Here is a 16,719-nt window from a genome sequence, read left to right as displayed (position 1 = left end):
GGAGGAGAGGCAAATGGCTGACCAGCTTGCGATCGGTTCGCGGCGCGGACTGAAGCCGGCCCTGCCGCTTCTCCTTCCCGCCTATCTGTGGCTGACGGTGGCGATCTTCCTGCCGCTATCGGCCATGGTCTTTTTCTCGTTCATGACCGACCTGCCGCTGGCCGGAAAGGAATGGTCGTTCACGCTCGGCAACTACGCCGCCTTCTTTTCGCAAAGCCTCTATTCGACGCTGCTGCTTTCATCGCTGCGTCTCGGCCTCGAAGTGACGCTGTGGTGCGTCGTCATCGGCTATCCGGCGGCCTATGTGCTGGCCAAGGTGCTCAAAGGGCGCAGCCGCGAGGCGATCTTCCTGCTCGTTATCCTGCCGTTCTGGTCGAACGGGCTGGTGCGGATATTCTCCTGGGCCATGGTGCTGCGCGAAGGCGGCATTCTCGACACGGCACTCAACGCGGTGCTGCCGTTCAAGATCAACATCGATCTCATGTATTCCTATCCGGCCGTCATCATCGGCCTGGTGCACTCTTATGTGCCCTACATGGTGCTGACCTGCTACCTCACCCTGCAGGCCATCGACGACTCGCTGATCGAGGCGGGACGCTCGCTCGGCGCCTCGCGGCGGCAGGTGCTGTGGCGGGTCATCATCCCGCTGTCGATGCCGGGCCTGATCGCGGGCTCAGCGCTCATCTTCGTGCCGGTCGTCGGCTCCTTCATGGAGCCGCGCATCCTCGGCGGCCGCACCGGCACTTTCTACGGTACCGTCATCGAGGATCAGTTCGTCGCCGTCTTCAACTGGCCGCTGGGCGCGGCACTCTCCTTTATCCTGCTCGCGGTGGTGCTGATCATCCTGGCGCTGGCGGCGCCTGTCCTGCGGAGGGCTGCGTGATGGCGACAACGCGCATCCTCGAATGGCTCGGGCGCTTCTACATCGTGCTTTTGCTGGGCTTCCTCTACCTGCCGATCATCATCATGGCGGCAATGTCCTTCAATGCTTCGCCTTTCTACCAATTGCCGTTCGAGTGGACGACGGACTGGTACGCCTCGCTCTGGCAGAACGACCAGCTGATCGCCGCGACCTGGAACAGCATCGAGATCGCAATCATCACCACTTTGATCTCGACGGTGCTGGGCTCGATGGCTTCGCTGGCGCTCTACCGCTACGAGTTCCGCGGCAAGAAAGTCCTGCAGGCGCTGCTCTTCCCGCCGATCGCCATTCCGTGGCTGATCACCGGCACGGCAATGCTGATCTTCTTCTTCGGCGTCGGCATCGGCCGCGGGCTCATTGCTATCCTGCTCGGCCATGTCGCGCTGGCGCTGCCTTACGTGATCGTCGTGGTATCGGCCCGGCTGCAGACCTTCGCACCTGAGCTGGAGGAGGCGGCGCGCTCGCTCGGCGCCAACCAGTGGCAGGTGACCATGCGCGTGACTTTGCCCTGGATCATGCCCGGGGTTATAGCCGGCGGGCTGTTCGCCTTCGCGGTGTCGTTCGACCAGTTCGTGGTCTCGTATTTCCTGTCGACGCCGGGACAGACGACATTGCCGGTCGAAATCTATGCCGCGATCCGCAAGGGTTTTACGCCCGAGATCAATGCGGTCTCGACGATCATCATTGTCGTGTCGATGGCCCTGATGCTGCTCACGGCGCGCTTCTTCAAGTTTGGCGGAGAGAAATAATGGCTGGCGTCCAGGTCGCGAACGTCTCGCGCAGCTTCGGCGCGCACAAGGCGCTGGACGATGTCTCGATCGACTTTGCCGACGGCGGGTTCTACGCGCTGCTCGGCCCTTCGGGCAGCGGCAAGACCACGCTGCTCCGCCAGATCGCCGGCTTCGATTTTCCCGACGCCGGCAGCATCGCCATAGGCGGCGAGAGCGTCGAGCGCGTGCCGGTCGAAAAGCGCTGCATCGGCATGGTGTTCCAGAACTATGCGCTGTTTCCCAATATGAGCGTCGCCGAAAATGTCGCCTTCGGCCTCTCGGTGCGCGGCGAGCCGAAGGCGACGATCGCTACGGAAGTGCAGCGCGCGCTCGATCTCGTGCAACTCGGCAAGCTTGGCGGGCGAAAGCCGCACCAGCTCTCCGGCGGCCAGCGCCAGCGCGTGGCGCTGGCGCGGGCCATCGTCACCAAGCCGCGCGTGCTCCTGCTCGACGAGCCGCTTGGCGCGCTCGACAAGGCGCTGCGCGTCGACATGCAAATCGAGCTGAAGCGCATCCAGCGCGAGATCGGCATCACGACCATCTTCGTCACGCACGATCAGGAAGAGGCGCTGACGATGAGCGACCGCATCGGCATCCTGCGCGACGGCAGGATGGTGCAGGAAGGGCCGCCGGAGGAGATCTACGACAGGCCGCAAAGCGAGTTCGCCGCGACCTTCCTCGGCGACGCCAATATCTTTCGCGGCGATGCGACCGGCTCCGGGATCAGGCTGCCGGACGGCACGACGATCGCGGCATCGACAGGCGCATCGGTGCCGGCCGGGGCCAAGGCGAGTTGCGCGGTCCGGCCCGAACGCATCCGGATTTCGACCGGCGCGGGGAAGGCTGATGAAGGCAACGCGAACACGCTCAAGGGACAAGTCTCGAAACGCATCTTTGCCGGCAACAACAGCACCTATTTCGTCGACCGCGATGGCCAGACGCTGAAAGTGATCGTCCAGAACACGGGCGCCGAGCGGCTTGCCGAAGATCAGCCCGTAGTTCTTAGCTGGTCGCCGGACAGCACGGTGCTTATCGCTTTGAACTAGGATCGCGGTTGCTCGTTGACCGGGCCCGATATTCCCGATCGGGCGGTTGCGCTTGCCGTGCCGTCCGCTGAGGGCTTGATGCAAAGTACCGACACGCCGGCAAGGGCAATCAATATCATTCCGGCGACAGTCGTCCGGCCGGGGACCTCGTTGAAGAACACATAGCCCCAGAATGCAGCGAAGATCAAATAGGCGTAGTCGAATGTGGCGATGATCTGGGGTTTGGGCGATTGATAGGCACGAGCCAAACCTATGCTCACAGCAATGATCAGGGCCGCGAGGATGACGATGATCCGCCACTCCCGCGGCCCCATGGCGGCCCAGTTTCCGAACAGAAATGGATAGGCTGGCCAAGGGCCGGCGAGCCCGATGGCGAGGCTCGCGATACACCCGGCGATAAGCAGCGTTGCGTTCAGCCACAACGCCTTGGTCATTGGCGTTTCACCAGCACATTTGGCGCGTGTGAGAACCGCCGCGATTGCATAGAGGAGTGCGGCGGCGACCGGTATCAGCGGCAGTGGCGAGAAACCGCCCGCCGTCGGGCGTACAATCAAAAGGACGCCGGCGAACCCCATTGCGATGCCCACCCAATGAAGCAGTGCGATGCGCTCACCAAGGACGAGCGATGACAGCAGCACGATGAACAAGGGCGCCGTGTAAAGAGACGCAGCGATAACAGAGAGGTCGAGGATCGGGATCGCTGCGTAGATCGCCAGATACATCAGCAGCAACGCTCCGCTGCGGAGCGCTACCCAACCAGGAGCCGACGGCCAGACCGCACCGCGTGTGAGCAGGAGCAGGATTGGAAACGCGATCGAGGAGCGCAGCACGTAAATCTGCCAGAGTGTCAGACTGGCGCTGGAGAATTTTACGAAGGCGTCGGTCAGCGCCATCGCAAACACGGTCATGAGAATGACGATCACACCAGTGACAGGCAGAGATCGTTCTGTCGGTTGGGCAGCCATCTGTCGTCTCCCGTCATGGTTTCCCAGTCTTGCAGCTGTTGATCGGTGCGAATAGGCAGCATAATATGATCAGTATGATTGGTCATATTAATCAATGCCGCGAGTAGAGCTGTCAGGATTGCAGACTTTTTTGGCGATCGCCGAGCATGGGTCGCTGCGTTCGGCAGCGCGCGTGCTCGGCGTAAATCCACCGGCGGTCTCCCTGCAGCTAAAGGCCTTTGAAGACCGGCTCGGCATTGCGCTGTTCACCCGCAGCACCCGATCCGTCATGATGACCAATGCTGGGCGGGCGCTCTTCCTGAGCACGCGTCATCTGATAGGGGCAATCGAAGAAGCTCTGGACACCGCGCGCGAGACCGGCAAGGCGCGATCAGGTCAACTGCGCGTCACTCTCCCTTACCGGGCATGGCAGTTGATCATCGCTCCCCGTTTGGCGGCGTTTGAAGCTGCCTATCCGCAAGTTGAACTGGACCTCTCGATAGATGAAGGCCTTACCGACATTGTTTCGCAAGGGTTCCATGCTGGAATTCGGCTCGGTGACCACCTGCAAGACGATATGATCGCGCGTCGCCTGACATCGCCGCTGAACGGCGCCTACGTTGCCGCTCCCGACTATCTGGATCGCCACGGGCATCCCATGCAACCGCGCGACCTGCTATCGCACAGCTGCATCCGACACCGACAGATATCCTCGGGGCGGATCGCCGAGTGGCGTTTCCAAGTCGATGGCAGTGAGATTTCCGTGGATGTCTCGGGGAGACTTGTCCTGAATGATCTGCGCACCGTCGTAGAGGCGGCAAGGCAAGGCCTGGGTATCGGCTGGTCGCTGCGTGCCGGTGTTGCCGAGGATCTGCGACGAGGGGATCTTGTGGAAGTCTTGCCGCAATACAGCCTGCGGCGTCCGGGCTTCTTTGTGTTTTTTCCGAAATCGCTGGGCCGGCTCGGTCTGCTCAGGGCCTTTGTCGATCATTTCGGATCGGAGGCCTGACAGGACTTGTAAAGACGCGTTCCTATACCTCAAATCTCCGGGATGCTCTCGCGGAAGATCACCTGCAGCCGCGGCTGGTGGAGCTCGTAGGGCAACCCCCTGACCGAGTGGGACAGGATGTTGAGCGCCTCCCTGGCCTCGACGCGCGGGTTCTGGTCGATCACCGCGTCGAGCGTGCCGTCGAGCAGGAGTTCCTTGGTGCCGTCCGTCACCTCATGGCCGAGGAAGATGATCTCTTTGGCGCGTCCGCGTTCCTTCAGCGCGCGGGCGATGCCGGTGTTGCCGGCGCCGACATTGTAGATCGCGGCGAGGTCGGGGTGGCGCTCGAGCAAAGCGGAAGCCTCCGAATAGGCTTTTTCGCGGTCGTCGAGCATTTCACGCATCTCGACGATCTCGAGGTTGGGGGACTCTTCGGCGAGGATATGGCGGAAACCCATCTCGCGTTCCTCATGGCCGCGATAGGCGAGCGAGCCTGCGAACAGCGCCACCTTGCCCGGACGTCCGGCACCCATGAAGCGGTTGAGAAGATAGCCGGCCAACCGCCCAGCAGCGCGATTGTCGATGCCGATATAGGCGACCCGCGGCACATGCAGGATGTCGGAGGCGATGGTGACGACCTTGATGTCGCTGGCCGACAGCGAGCGGATTGCCTCGCGCACCGTCGGATGGTCGAGCGCGATCACGCCGACGCCTTGCGTCTGGCCATGCAGGTCCTGCAGCAGGCGGGCGAGCCGGTCGGGGTTGAAGCCTTCGATGGTCGTCACGCGGACGTCGAGATCGGGCCGCGTCAGCGCCTGCGCCTCGATGTGCCGGTGCAGCAGCTTGATGAAGGAGTTGGTGCCGGCGGGCAGCGCGAAGTCGAGCCTGATCGTCTGTCCCGGCGCGGTTCGCTGCGGCACGCCGTTCGGCGTCTCGGCGATATAGCCAAGGCGCTGCGCCATCTCGATGACGATCTCGCGCGTGCGGGCGCGCACGCCTGGCCGGTTGTTGAGCACGCGGTCGACCGTGGCCGGAGAAACGCCGGCTTCCCGGGCTATGTCTGTCAGGGTTGACCGCACGTCGAGCACCTCATCGCAAGCATCAAAATCACGCAGCTTCCACTCAGTTCCGGAAAGCGCCTCGGCGGCGACCGTGATTCTGATGTGAAATGATGTAACCGCCCTTGGCTTGCGCGCAAGCCGGCGCGCTACATAAGGCGGCGAAGGTCCGGCCAAGGCGGTCGGATCGAGGCGAAAGCCCCTCAAATCCAAGCAATGGGTGCGATGTGATGGGTTCGGCGGACTGCATTTTCTCCCTCATTTGCGATCTTATGACGTGTTTTGAGTATTTATGATGTTGACAGGCTTCACGCGCTGTCGTCAATATCCCTCACGTGGGCCATGGAGGAACAGGCCCCGAGGGAGGAATTCGATGTCTCATTTGATCCGCATGTCGCGGCGCCGCCTGCTGGCGTCCGGAGGAAAGGCGGCGGTGTTTGTCGCCGCGACTGGTATTGCACCGCAGTTCATTCGTCCCGGCCGCGCCTTCGCGGCGGATGCGCTGGCGCCCGGCATGATCGGCGGGCCGACCGGCTTCGACGGCGCCGAACGCTACCAGTACGGACCCGACACGCCGGAAGGGCGTGCGGTCGAGGCTGCCAAGGCCCTGAAGGCGGCCGGCAAGGCGCCGGCGAAGATCGTGCTTGGCCTCTCCGACGGCTCGATCGGCCAGCTGACCAAGCCGTTCCCGGCCGGCGCGCCGTCGATCAAGGACCTGTGGGAGAAGGAAACCGGCATCCAGATCGAGATCGTCGGCCTGCCGAACGGCCAGGAATTCACCAAGACGATGCAGGACATCTCCACCAAGGGTGGGGCCTACGACATCTATTCGACCGAATGGAACCGCCTCGGCGATCTCGCCGAGACCGGCGGCATCGCCAAGCTCGACGACTTCGTCGCCAAGCACAAGCCGGAATGGGACGACCCGAAGCAGGGTTACGTCAACGGCGCCAAGGGCGTGTCGCTGCTCAACCAGTATCGCGGCTCGACCTACGGCGTGTCGCTGGACGGCGACTTCCAGACATGGGTCTACCGCGCCGACCTGTTCGGCGACGCCGCGGAGCAGAAGGCGTTCAAGGACAAGTACGGCTACGACCTTGCGCCGCCGAAGACCTGGAAGCAGCACAGCGATGTCGCGGCCTTTTTCCAGCGGCCGGACAAGGGCCTGTTCGGCTCCACCGACCTGCGCAACCAGGGTTGGGGCTACACCAACTGGTACCAGCGCTATGTCTCGATGGCCTCGCCCAACCAGTTCCTGTTCGGCGACGACGGCAAGCCGCTGATCAATTCCGAGCAAGGCATCGCCGCCACCAAGGAATATGTGGATTCGCTGGCGCATCATTCGCCGGACGCGATCTCGTGGGGCTGGCCGGAGCAGTATGGCAATTTCGCCAAGGGCGGTGCGGCGATGACCTGCGCCTTCTCCAACCTGCCGAAATTCCTCGACAATGCCGGCAACAAGGATTCCGCCGTCACCGGCAAGATCGGCTCGATGCTGCCGCCGGGACGCGAGATCGACGGCAAGCTGATCAGCCGCTCCGTTCTGTGGTTCTCGCTGACCGGCATGGTGTCGTCGCAGTCGAAGAATCCGGAGGCTGCTTACCTTCTGCTGCAGTGGCTGGGCTCGGCCCGCATCTATGCCTGGATGAGCGCCAATCCCGGCGGCTATCTCGATCCGTTCCGGCTCTCGGATTTCGCCGATCCGCTGGTCCGCCAGACCTATCACGCCTATCACATGGACGTCGTTCGCGAGACGGTGGCGCGCACGGTGCCGACCATCAACTATCCCGGCGCCACCGCCTTCCACAATGCGCTCGACGAGAACCTGATGGCCTCGCTGACCAAGGCCAAGACGCCGGACCAGGCGATGGCCGATACCGAGCGGGAGTGGAAGAAGATCGCGCGCCGCATCGGCGAGGACAAGCTTCTCGAAGCCATCAAGACCAACAAGGAGGCATGGCCAACCGTTCTCGATCCGATCAGCTGATCCGTCTCCCTGGATCAGAAAAGGAGGGGAGGGGCGACTGCTCCTCCCCTTCGCCAGCAACGCCACCAGCAAAGCAGCCAGATGAAGCGTTCCGTTCCCTTCGAGATATTCCGCTACGCCGCGATCCTTGCGGCGATGGCGGTGACGCTGGTGCCGATCCTGTGGATGGTGTCGATGGCCTTCAAGCCGATCGGCGAGTGGTCGGCGACCGGCGCCGACCTCACTTGGTGGCCGAAGCAGCCGACGCTCAGCAATTTCCGCTTCGTGTTCGGCGAATCCGACAACGACCTGATCGTCGCGCTCGACCACACGGCGCTGAAGCCGATCCTGTCGTCGCTGCTTTCGGCGGTGTTCGGGACCGTGATCGCCATGTCGGCCGGCACCGCCGCGGCCTACGGCCTGTCGCGCTTCGGCTCCGGCAAGAATCTGCCGCTGGCACTGATCCAGCTGAGGCTATTTCCGCCGATGGCCGTCATGATCCCGGTGATGATCATGTGGGCATTCCTCAATCTCAACGACACATGGTGGGGGCTGGCGCTGATCTACGGCATCGTCACGCTGCCCTTCGCCTTCTGGCTGATGAAGACCTTCTTCGACGACATGCCGCGCGAGATCGAGGAGGCAGCACTTGTCGAGGGCTGCTCGCGGCTGCGCGTCTTCACCCGCATCACGCTGCCGATGATGCGCGCGCCGCTGGCGAGTGCCGCGCTCTTCGTGTTCATCCTCAACTGGTCGGATTACCTTATCGCGCTGCTGCTCACGACGCGCGAATGGGTGACGATCCCGGTCTACATGGCGTCGCTGTCGTCCTCGATGACCGGACAGCTCTATGGCGCCAAGGCCGCGCTCGGCCTGATCGCGGCGGTGCCGCCGGTCATCATGGGCATCGCCATCCAGCGCCATCTGGTGCGCGGGCTGACCTTCGGAGCGCTCAAGCAATGAGCGCGGTGACGGCGACGATTTCGGAGGACGAGATGGGCGCGCGGACAAAGCCCGCCACGCCTGACGAGGGCTTGAGGCTGGGCTTCCGACTGACCTTGCCGGCGCAGGTCCTGGTGCTGTTCATCTCGGCCTTTCCGCTGCTGATGCAGCTTTACATCAGCATCACCGACTGGTCGCCGCTTTCGGGCGCCGGCTGGTGGAACGCCTGGGAGATGTGGAACAGTTTCGCCAACTACACCGATCTCGCGGCCGACACCCGCTTCTGGAGCGCGCTGCAGCGCACGGCGATCGTCATGCTGGTCTGCGTGCCGGCGGAGTTCCTGCTGGGCCTGGCTCTGGCGACCCTGTTCGCCGACGAGTTTCCCGGCAAGCGGATCTTCTATTCGATCCTGCTGATGCCGATGATGGTCGTGCCCGCGGTCGCCGGCTACATGTTCTTCATGCTGTTCCAGTCGGGCGGCCCGGTGAACGACATCCTGTCGCGGATCCTCGGCACGCCGGTGACGATCGCCTGGCTGTCGGATCCGAACCTGGCGCTGATCGCGGTCATGATCGCCGACATCTGGCAGTGGACGCCGCTGATGTTCCTGATCCTGCTCGCCGGCCTGGTCGGCGTGCCGGAAGACCAGATGAAGGCGGCGACGCTGCTCGGCGCCAATGCCTGGCAGCGCTTCATCACCATCGTGCTGCCGAAGATGAAGACGATCATCATCATCGCGCTGGCAATAAGGGTGATCGAGAACTTCAAGATATTCGACACGCTCTACATCATGACCGGCGGCGGTCCCGGCGTCGCCACCGAGACGATCTCGGTCTACATCTACAAGGTCACCACGCAGGACCTGATCTGGGGCTATGCGGCGGCGATCGCGCTGGCCATCCTGATCGTGCTTTCGATCGTCGCGGTCTACGCCATGAAGCGCATGACGAAGGCGCGGGAGGTGCCGGCATGAGCGCCATCCACCTCAAGAACCTGGTCAAGACATTCGGCGACTTCACCGCGCTGAAGACGATGGACCTCGAAATCGCCGATGGCGAGTTCATGGCGCTGCTCGGGCCGTCCGGCTGCGGCAAGTCGACGACGATGAACATGATCGCCGGCATGGAGGAACCGACCAGCGGCAAGATCCTGTTCGGCGAGCGCGACATGGCGGGCGTGCCGATGGGGCGGCGCGGCGTCGGCTTCGTCTTCCAGAACTACGCCATCTTCACCCATATGACGGTTCGGCAGAACCTCGCCTACGGGCCAAGGATGCGCGGCGCCGCCAAGGCCGACATCGATCGCCGCGTCGGCGCCATCGCCGAGATGCTGCAGCTTTCGCCGTTGCTCGACCGCAAGGCGGACCGGCTGTCGGTCAACATCCTGCAGCGCGTGGCGATCGGCCGCTCGGCGATCATGGAGCCGGCGATCTTCCTGCTCGACGAGCCGCTGTCCAATGTCGACGCCGCCTTCCGCGCGGTGATGCGCACCGAGCTCAAGCAGCTGCAGCGCCAGTTCAGGCAGACCATGGTCTATGTCACGCACGACCAGCTCGAAGCCATGACCATGGCGGACCGCATCGCGGTGATGGATCATGGCGTGCTGCAGCAGGTCGGCACGCCGCTCGAAGTCTACAACAATCCGGCCAACGTCTTCGTCGCGCGCTTCATCGGCGCGCCCGGCATGAACCTGCTGAAGGGCAGGCCGGCGGAAAGCGATCGCGGACTGGTGATCGATCTCGGACCTCTCGGCGTCACGCCGCCCTTGCCGGATGAACTGGCTTCAGCTGCGAGAGCGGCGCGCGGCGACGTGCTCTACGGTTTCCGGCCCGAGCAGGTGGCGCTTGCCGAGCGCGGGCTGTCGATGCCGGTAAGCTTCGTCGAACGGATCGGCGCGCGCACCATCGTCCATCTCGGCGAAGGCGAGAGCGCGGTGAAGGCGGTGTTCGAGAACGATGTCGGGCTGTCGGTCGGGCAGACGACGGTCGTCGCGCCGCCGGCCTCGTCGGTGCGCGTCTTCGACGCCGCCAGCGGCCTCGCAGTGAAGGCGGGCTGAGACATGGCCGATATCGTTTTCCGCAATGTCACGAAGCGCTACGGCAGCACGCTTGCCGTCGACGATGCTTCCTTCACCGTCAACGACAACGAGTTCTTCTGCTTCTTCGGGCCGCCGCTGTCCGGCAAGTCGACGATCCTGCGGCTGGTGCTTGGTCTGGAAGTGCCGGATCAAGGCGAGATCGTGATCGGCGGCAAGCCGGTCAACAGCGTCTCGCCGGCCGAGCGCAACGTCGCCATGGTGTTCCAGAACCTGGCGCTGTTTCCGCATATGAGCGCGCGCGACAATGTCCGCTTCCCGCTGGTCGAGCGGAAGGTGGCCGAGGTCGAGATAGAGAAGCGGCTGGCCGACGTCGCGGCCAAGCTGCACATCGGCCACATCCTGCACAAGCCGCCGGCGCAACTTTCCGGCGGCGAGCGGCAGCGCGTGGCGATCGCACGCGCCCTGGTGCGCGACCCGGCAGCCTATCTGATGGACGATCCGATCTCGGCGCTCGATGCGCGGCTGCGCGAAGAGACGCGCGTCGAGCTGAAGCGCATCCAGCGCGAGCTCGGCAAGACGCTGATCTATGTCACGCATGACCAGGAGGAGGCGATGTCGGTCGCCGACCGCATGGCCATCCTGGAAAATGGCCGGATCAGGCAGATCGGCGCGCCGGCCGAGATCTACGATCGGCCGGCAAGCGCTTATGTGGCGCGCATGCTCGGCTCGCCGATGATGAACATCCTGCCGTCGGTTCGCGGCGCTGGTGGGATCGAGGCTGCTGAAGGGACAATACGCATCACCGATGCCAAGGCGCCGGCCGAGGTGATGGAGATCGGGCTGCGGCCCGAGGACATCAAGGTACGACCCTGGACTGACAGCGAGATAGCGGGAGGGAGCAAGGGCCGCCCGGCGCGGGTGTTCGAGGTCGAGCCGCTCGGCGGCTACACCGTGGTGACGCTCGCGGCAGGGCAAGCGCGGCTTAGGGCACTGCTGCGCGGCCAGCCCGATATCAGGCCGGATGCGATGGTGACGATATCCTGCGAGCCGGGTCGCGTGCATTATTTCGGCCAGGATGGAGGCGCGCTGTGACGGCGGCCGCGAGGAAAGAATTTCGGGAGGAAGAGATGGCAGGCAAAGGCTTCGAGCCGGACGTCAAGGTTCGCACCAGGGATTACAAAATCGGCTGCGTCGGCGCCGGAATGATCATGGCCGAGTGCCATCTGGCGGCTTACAAGGAAGCCGGCTTTCCGGTGGTGGCGATCGCCTCGCGCACCAAGGCGAATGCTGAGAAGGTCGCCACCCGCTGGGACATTCCGACCGTTCACGGCACGCCGGAAAAGCTGATCGAGGATACCAACGTCGACATCATCGACCTGGCATTTCCGCCGGACCAGCAGCCGGCGCTGATCCGCCACGCGCTGAAGCAGAAGCATATCAAGGCGATCCTGGCGCAGAAGCCCCTGGCGCTGTCGGTCGAGGAAGCCGTCAAACTGCGCGACGAGGCGGCGAAGGCCGGCAAGATCCTCTCGGTCAACCAGAACATGCGCTACGACCAGTCGATGCGCGTGTTGAAGCAGATCATCGACAGCGGCGCGCTCGGCGACATCGTCTTCGCGCAGATCGACATGCACGCGATCCCGCATTGGCAGACCTTCCTTCAGGGCTACGACCGGCTGACGCTCGCCAATATGAGCGTGCACCACCTCGACGTGCTGCGCTTCCTGTTCGGCGATCCGGACGAGATCACGACGCTTACGCGCAAGGACCCGCGTACTCAATTCGACCATTCCGACGGCATCACCGTGTCGACGCTGCGCTTCCCGTCGGGTGTGCTTGCCGTGTCGCTGGAGGACGTGTGGTCCGGCCCGCGCCAGGACGGCTACAAGGACGACCAGCATATCAACTGGCGTGTCGACGGCACCAAGGGCGTCGCCAAGGGCACGATCGGCTGGCCGACCGGTGCCGCCTCGACGCTGACCTACGCTTCGGCCGAGACGACCGGCGGCGAATGGGTGAGCCCGAGCTGGGAAACGATGTGGTTCCCGCACGCCTTCATCGGCGTCATGGAGCAGCTGCAGCACGCGGTGAAGACCGGCACGCCGCCGGCGCTCTCCGTCGCCGACAACGTCAGGACCATGGCGCTGATCGAGGCGGGCTACCGCTCGATGGCGGCGGGCCGCACGGTCAAGCTCTCCGAAATCCCGACAAACTGAATCAACCCAATCAACTGAAATTACTGGCAACTGAATCGCTTACAGGGAGGAATTCAAGATCATGATGCAGGCAGGTATTTTCACGGGCTATTTCCCGTACGGCCTCGAAGAGACGGCGCAAAAGATCCGCGGCCTCGGTTTCAACACGGTGCAGCTCGATCTGCATTTCAAGGATGTCGACCTGTCGGCCGGCCAGATCACCAAGGACAAGGCGAAGAAGGTGCGCGACACCTTCCGCGACCATAACCTGCCGGTCTGCTGCGTGTCGGGCTATACGAACATCATCCACCCGGACAAGACGGAGCGCGAGAAGCGCGTCGGCTATCTCAAGGAGATCATCCGCAACGCCCGGCATTTCGGCTCGCCTTACGTGATCTCGGAGACCGGCACCTACAACACCGACTCCGACTGGGTGCATCACCCGAAGAACAAGACCGAGGAAGGGTTCGAGGAATGCCGCAAGGTGATCGCCGACCTTGCACAGACGGCTTACGACCACGGCGCGGTGTTCCTGCTCGAAACCTATGTCAACAATGTCGTCGGCTCGGTCGAGGAGACGGTGAAGATGTTCGCGCAGGTCGACCATCCCGGCCTTGGCCTGCTGATGGACCCGACCAACTATTTCGAGACCCACAACATCGACCGGATGGACCAGATCCTCAACCAGGTCTTCGACACGCTGACCGACAAGATCAGAATAGCCCACGCCAAGGATGTGAAGCGCTCGGGCGACGACAAGTCCGAGAAGCATGCCGATATCGGCGACGCCGACGCGATGGAAAGCCACACCTTCCGCGGTGTCGGCGAAATCGAACTGCCGGCGCCGGGCCTCGGCTCGCTGAACTACGACCTCTATCTTCAGCGGCTCGCCGAAAAGCATCCGAACATCCCGATGATCATCGAGCATCTGTCGGAAGACGACGTGCCGCGCGCCAAGAAATTCCTCGACGGGAAGCTGCGCGCCAGCGGTCTGTGAGATCGCAGGGCGCCGCCCGTTCCGGAGCGGCGCCTGCATTTGCAAGATAGGAGGAAACGAGATGTTGAAGTTTGGATTGAAGCTGGCGGCCGCAGCGGCCGTGTTCGCCAGCGTCGCGTTCGGCTCGGCGGCGCAGGCCGCTGACGGCCAGAAGACGTTCTATCTCTTGTCACATGGCGGCCCGTCCGACGCGTTCTGGATCGACTGGAACGCCGGCGCGACCAAGGCCTGCGACCAGCTCAAGGTGACCTGCAAGATCTCTTTCAGCGGCGGCGACATGGCGGCCCAGAAAGAGGCTTTCAACTCGGCGCTGGCCGCCAAGCCGGACGGCATCGCCACGACGTCAGCGCAGCCCGGACTGTGGACCGAGGAAGTGAAGGCCGCCAAGGCTGCCGGCATACCGATCGTGTTCTTCAACACGGACGACCCGGCGACCGGCCGCCAGGCCTATGTCGGCGCCGACCTCAAGGAAGCCGGCGCCATCTGGGCGAAATATCTCGTCGACCACAAAATGGTGAAGCAGGGCGACAAGGTGTTCCTGCCGGTCGAGGTTCCGGGGGCCAGCTACCAGCAGCTCGAGACGGAAGGCATCGCCGGCGTCTTCGATCCGCTTGGCATCAAATATGACGTGGTCGACTGCGGCACCGATCCTGCGGGCATCATCGCCAAGATGACCGACTACATGGTCGCCAACAATCCGCCGGCGATCATCGCGCTGGGCGATTCCGTGGCAGCCAGCGTCAAGCGGGTGTTCGACGGCGCCGGCATTCCGGCCGGCAAGATCCCAGTGGTCGGCTGGGGCAATTCCAAGGAGACGGCGCAGGCGGTGAAGGACGGCTTCGTCAACGCCGCCGCCTGGCAGTATCCCTCGGCGCAAGGCTTCATGCCTGTCGCGCTGCTCGGGCTGGCGGCTTCGGGCGAGCCGATCGGCTACGACATCCACACCTTCGGCCTCTACGACGCCTCCGGCGTCGAGCCGATCCTGAAGCTCTACGACAAGAAGTGAGGAACTGGCGCCCGCCGCGTGAGCGGCGGGCGCCACGCAGCAAGCATGGTTCAACAGGTCATGGCAGTCACCGCGGAAGACGGCGCACGAGGGGCAAGGAGCAGGTCGAGGCTGATGCGCTCGCCGCAATTCTCGTCTTTCGTCATTCTCATCATGCTTCTCGTGGTGTTCGGCGTCGCCGACAGCAATTTCCTGTCGCCGCTCAACATCTCCAACATGATGGCGTTCCTGCCGGAGCTCGGCATCATCGCGCTCGGCATGACGCTGCTGCTCACGGCCGGAGAATTCGACCTGTCGGTCGGCGCGGTGTTCGGCCTGGCGCCGGTGGTGGTGATGCTGCTGGTGCAGAATGCCGGCGTCGATATCGGCGTGGCGCTGCTCGCTGGCCTTTTGCTGTGCATCGTCATCGGCGCGATCAACGGCGTGATCGTCACCAAGATCGGCATCTCGTCCTTCCTGGTGACGCTGTCGATGCTGCTTATCGTGCGGGGCGCGGCGCTCTACATCACGCAGGGCTTTCCGCTGAAGTCGTGGGACCAGCCGGGTTTTTTCGTCACGCTGCTCGCCGGCAGCTTCAATGTTGGTTCGTTCCGCTTCTACACCTCGCTGTGGTGGTTCGTCGGCCTGTCGCTGCTTGCGATCTACATCCTGCGCTACGCCAAGCTCGGCAACTGGATCAGCGCCATCGGCTCCAACCGCAACGCGGCGGTGGCGCGCGGCGTGCCGGCCGACGCGGTCAAGATCTGGCTGTTCGTCCTGACCTCGGTGCTTGCCGGGCTCGCCGGCATGATCAGCGCCTTCCGCATTTCGGCGGCCTCGCCGGTGGCGGGAACCGGCTACGAGCTCGAAGTGATCGCCATGGTGGTGGTCGGCGGCACGGCGCTGACCGGCGGCCGCGGCACCATCCTCGGCACCATCGTCGGCGCGCTGATGCTGCGCGCGATCCGCAACGGCATCGTGCTCGTCGGCGTGCCCGGGCTCGCCTACAACATCTTCGTCGGCGTCATCATCCTCGCCATGCTCATCCTGCACGCACTGCTGCAGAAAAACGCCGCAAGGAGCTGATGATGATGCAGGAAGTGCTCCGGCTGCAGAATCTGCAAAAATCCTTCGGCAGCGTGCGCGCGCTGAAGAATGCCTCGCTGACGCTCAAGGAAGGCGAAGTGGTGGCGCTGCTTGGCGACAACGGCGCTGGCAAATCGACGCTGATCAAGGCGATCTCGGGCGTTTTCCCGATCGATCGCGGCGACATCTATGTGCGCGGCGAAAAGGTCTCGATCCGCTCGACGCGCGAGGCGATGGACCTCGGCATCGAGACCATCCACCAGGACACATCGCTTGCGCCGGACCTCAGCATCGCGCGCAACCTGTTCGTCGGCCGCGAGCCGGTCAATCTCAAATGGCTGGGCGTCTTCGCGCCGCTTGACCTCGCCAAGCTGCGCAATGCTGCCTCAGCGCTGCTGAAGCGCGTCGGCATCTCGAAGAAGCTCGACGCCGACGCGTTGGTCTCGACGCTTTCCGGCGGCGAGCGGCAGTCGATCGCGATCTCGCGCGCCATGCAGTTCGCCGCCAAGGTGATCATCCTCGACGAGCCGACCAACAATCTCGGCGTCGAGGAAACGCATGGCGTGCTGCGCTTCGTCAAAGAAATGCGCGAGGCCGGGCATTCGGTGCTCTTGATCACCCACAACATCCACCATGTGTTCGAGGTCGCCGACCGCATCATCGTCATGCGCCGCGGCGAGATCGTCGCCGAACAGACGGTCGCCGACACCGATCTTTTGACGGTGGAAAGCCTGATAACCGGCGCCGACCTGTCGGCCCTGATGAAAAGGGCGCAGTGACGG

At 63.6% G+C, this 16,719-nt stretch carries 16 protein-coding genes; 14 read left to right on the top strand and 2 right to left on the bottom strand.

The genetic code is table 11. The features are described 5' to 3' along the window. Positions 1-13 precede the first annotated feature (13 nt). From FJW07_RS08720 to FJW07_RS08710, 3 genes are read left to right on the top strand one after another with little or no spacing between them, the layout of a single operon-like run. Positions 14-883: an ABC transporter permease gene (locus tag FJW07_RS08720; RefSeq protein WP_140855815.1), complete on the top strand. Its 870-nt coding sequence runs from the start codon at positions 14-16 to the stop codon at positions 881-883. Further along, the gene (locus FJW07_RS08715) at positions 883-1,671 is read left to right on the top strand and encodes an ABC transporter permease (protein ID WP_140855813.1); all 789 of its coding nucleotides are present in this window, start codon (positions 883-885) and stop codon (positions 1,669-1,671) included. Before FJW07_RS08720 ends, FJW07_RS08715 begins: the two co-directional genes overlap by 1 nt. Then, positions 1,671-2,738: an ABC transporter ATP-binding protein gene (locus tag FJW07_RS08710; protein WP_140855811.1), complete on the top strand. Its 1,068-nt coding sequence runs from the start codon at positions 1,671-1,673 to the stop codon at positions 2,736-2,738. The genes FJW07_RS08715 and FJW07_RS08710 overlap by 1 nt, the downstream gene beginning before the upstream one ends. On the opposite strand, the gene FJW07_RS08705 is transcribed toward FJW07_RS08710, so the two are convergent. Then, positions 2,735-3,703, bottom strand: a complete 969-nt coding sequence (locus FJW07_RS08705) for a DMT family transporter (protein ID WP_140855809.1) — start codon at positions 3,701-3,703, stop codon at positions 2,735-2,737. The two genes, FJW07_RS08710 and FJW07_RS08705, sit on opposite strands and share 4 nt — an antisense overlap. A 94-nt stretch (positions 3,704-3,797) precedes the next feature. On the opposite strand from FJW07_RS08705, the gene FJW07_RS08700 reads away from it, so the two are divergent. Beyond that, complete coding sequence (locus FJW07_RS08700) at positions 3,798-4,691, top strand: LysR family transcriptional regulator (protein WP_140783652.1); 894 nt, start codon at positions 3,798-3,800, stop codon at positions 4,689-4,691. A 29-nt stretch (positions 4,692-4,720) separates the two neighbouring features. Here FJW07_RS08700 and FJW07_RS08695 read toward each other — a convergent pair whose 3' ends face one another. Continuing rightward, positions 4,721-5,749, bottom strand: a complete 1,029-nt coding sequence (locus FJW07_RS08695) for a LacI family DNA-binding transcriptional regulator (protein ID WP_140640061.1) — start codon at positions 5,747-5,749, stop codon at positions 4,721-4,723. Positions 5,750-6,101: 352 nt separating this feature from the next. On the opposite strand from FJW07_RS08695, the gene FJW07_RS08690 reads away from it, so the two are divergent. The 10 genes from FJW07_RS08690 to FJW07_RS08645 all read left to right on the top strand — a co-directional run bounded on the left by FJW07_RS08690 (position 6,102) and on the right by FJW07_RS08645 (position 16,716). After that, entirely contained in the window at positions 6,102-7,715 is a 1,614-nt protein-coding gene (locus FJW07_RS08690; RefSeq protein ID WP_140855808.1) for an extracellular solute-binding protein, read from the top strand. An 81-nt stretch (positions 7,716-7,796) separates the two neighbouring features. Continuing rightward, a complete protein-coding gene (locus FJW07_RS08685; protein ID WP_140855806.1) occupies positions 7,797-8,657 on the top strand; it encodes a carbohydrate ABC transporter permease in 861 nt (286 codons plus the stop codon). Further along, entirely contained in the window at positions 8,654-9,610 is a 957-nt protein-coding gene (locus FJW07_RS08680) for a sugar ABC transporter permease (protein WP_140855804.1), read from the top strand. Before FJW07_RS08685 ends, FJW07_RS08680 begins: the two co-directional genes overlap by 4 nt. Then, complete coding sequence (locus FJW07_RS08675; protein WP_140855802.1) at positions 9,607-10,692, top strand: ABC transporter ATP-binding protein; 1,086 nt, start codon at positions 9,607-9,609, stop codon at positions 10,690-10,692. Before FJW07_RS08680 ends, FJW07_RS08675 begins: the two co-directional genes overlap by 4 nt. A 3-nt stretch (positions 10,693-10,695) precedes the next feature. Continuing rightward, positions 10,696-11,766: an ABC transporter ATP-binding protein gene (locus tag FJW07_RS08670; RefSeq protein ID WP_140855800.1), complete on the top strand. Its 1,071-nt coding sequence runs from the start codon at positions 10,696-10,698 to the stop codon at positions 11,764-11,766. A 35-nt stretch (positions 11,767-11,801) separates the two neighbouring features. After that, positions 11,802-12,890: a Gfo/Idh/MocA family oxidoreductase gene (locus FJW07_RS08665; RefSeq protein WP_140855798.1), complete on the top strand. Its 1,089-nt coding sequence runs from the start codon at positions 11,802-11,804 to the stop codon at positions 12,888-12,890. 61 nt (positions 12,891-12,951) lie between these two features. Beyond that, a complete protein-coding gene (locus tag FJW07_RS08660) occupies positions 12,952-13,866 on the top strand; it encodes a sugar phosphate isomerase/epimerase (protein ID WP_140855796.1) in 915 nt (304 codons plus the stop codon). Between the two features lie 61 nt (positions 13,867-13,927). Further along, a complete protein-coding gene (locus tag FJW07_RS08655; RefSeq protein ID WP_140855794.1) occupies positions 13,928-14,872 on the top strand; it encodes a substrate-binding domain-containing protein in 945 nt (314 codons plus the stop codon). 60 nt (positions 14,873-14,932) lie between these two features. Further along, positions 14,933-15,937 carry an ABC transporter permease gene (locus FJW07_RS08650; protein ID WP_140656829.1) on the top strand — a complete coding sequence of 335 codons (1,005 nt, stop codon included), beginning with the start codon at positions 14,933-14,935 and terminating at the stop codon, positions 15,935-15,937. A gap of 2 nt (positions 15,938-15,939) precedes the next feature. Continuing rightward, positions 15,940-16,716, top strand: a complete 777-nt coding sequence (locus FJW07_RS08645; RefSeq protein WP_140855792.1) for an ATP-binding cassette domain-containing protein — start codon at positions 15,940-15,942, stop codon at positions 16,714-16,716. Positions 16,717-16,719 lie beyond the last annotated feature (3 nt).

Source organism: Mesorhizobium sp. B3-1-9 (assembly GCF_006439595.1).
In the GTDB taxonomy this organism is placed as follows: Bacteria; Pseudomonadota; Alphaproteobacteria; order Rhizobiales; family Rhizobiaceae; genus Mesorhizobium.
This window is presented reverse-complemented; position numbering and strand designations above follow the sequence as displayed.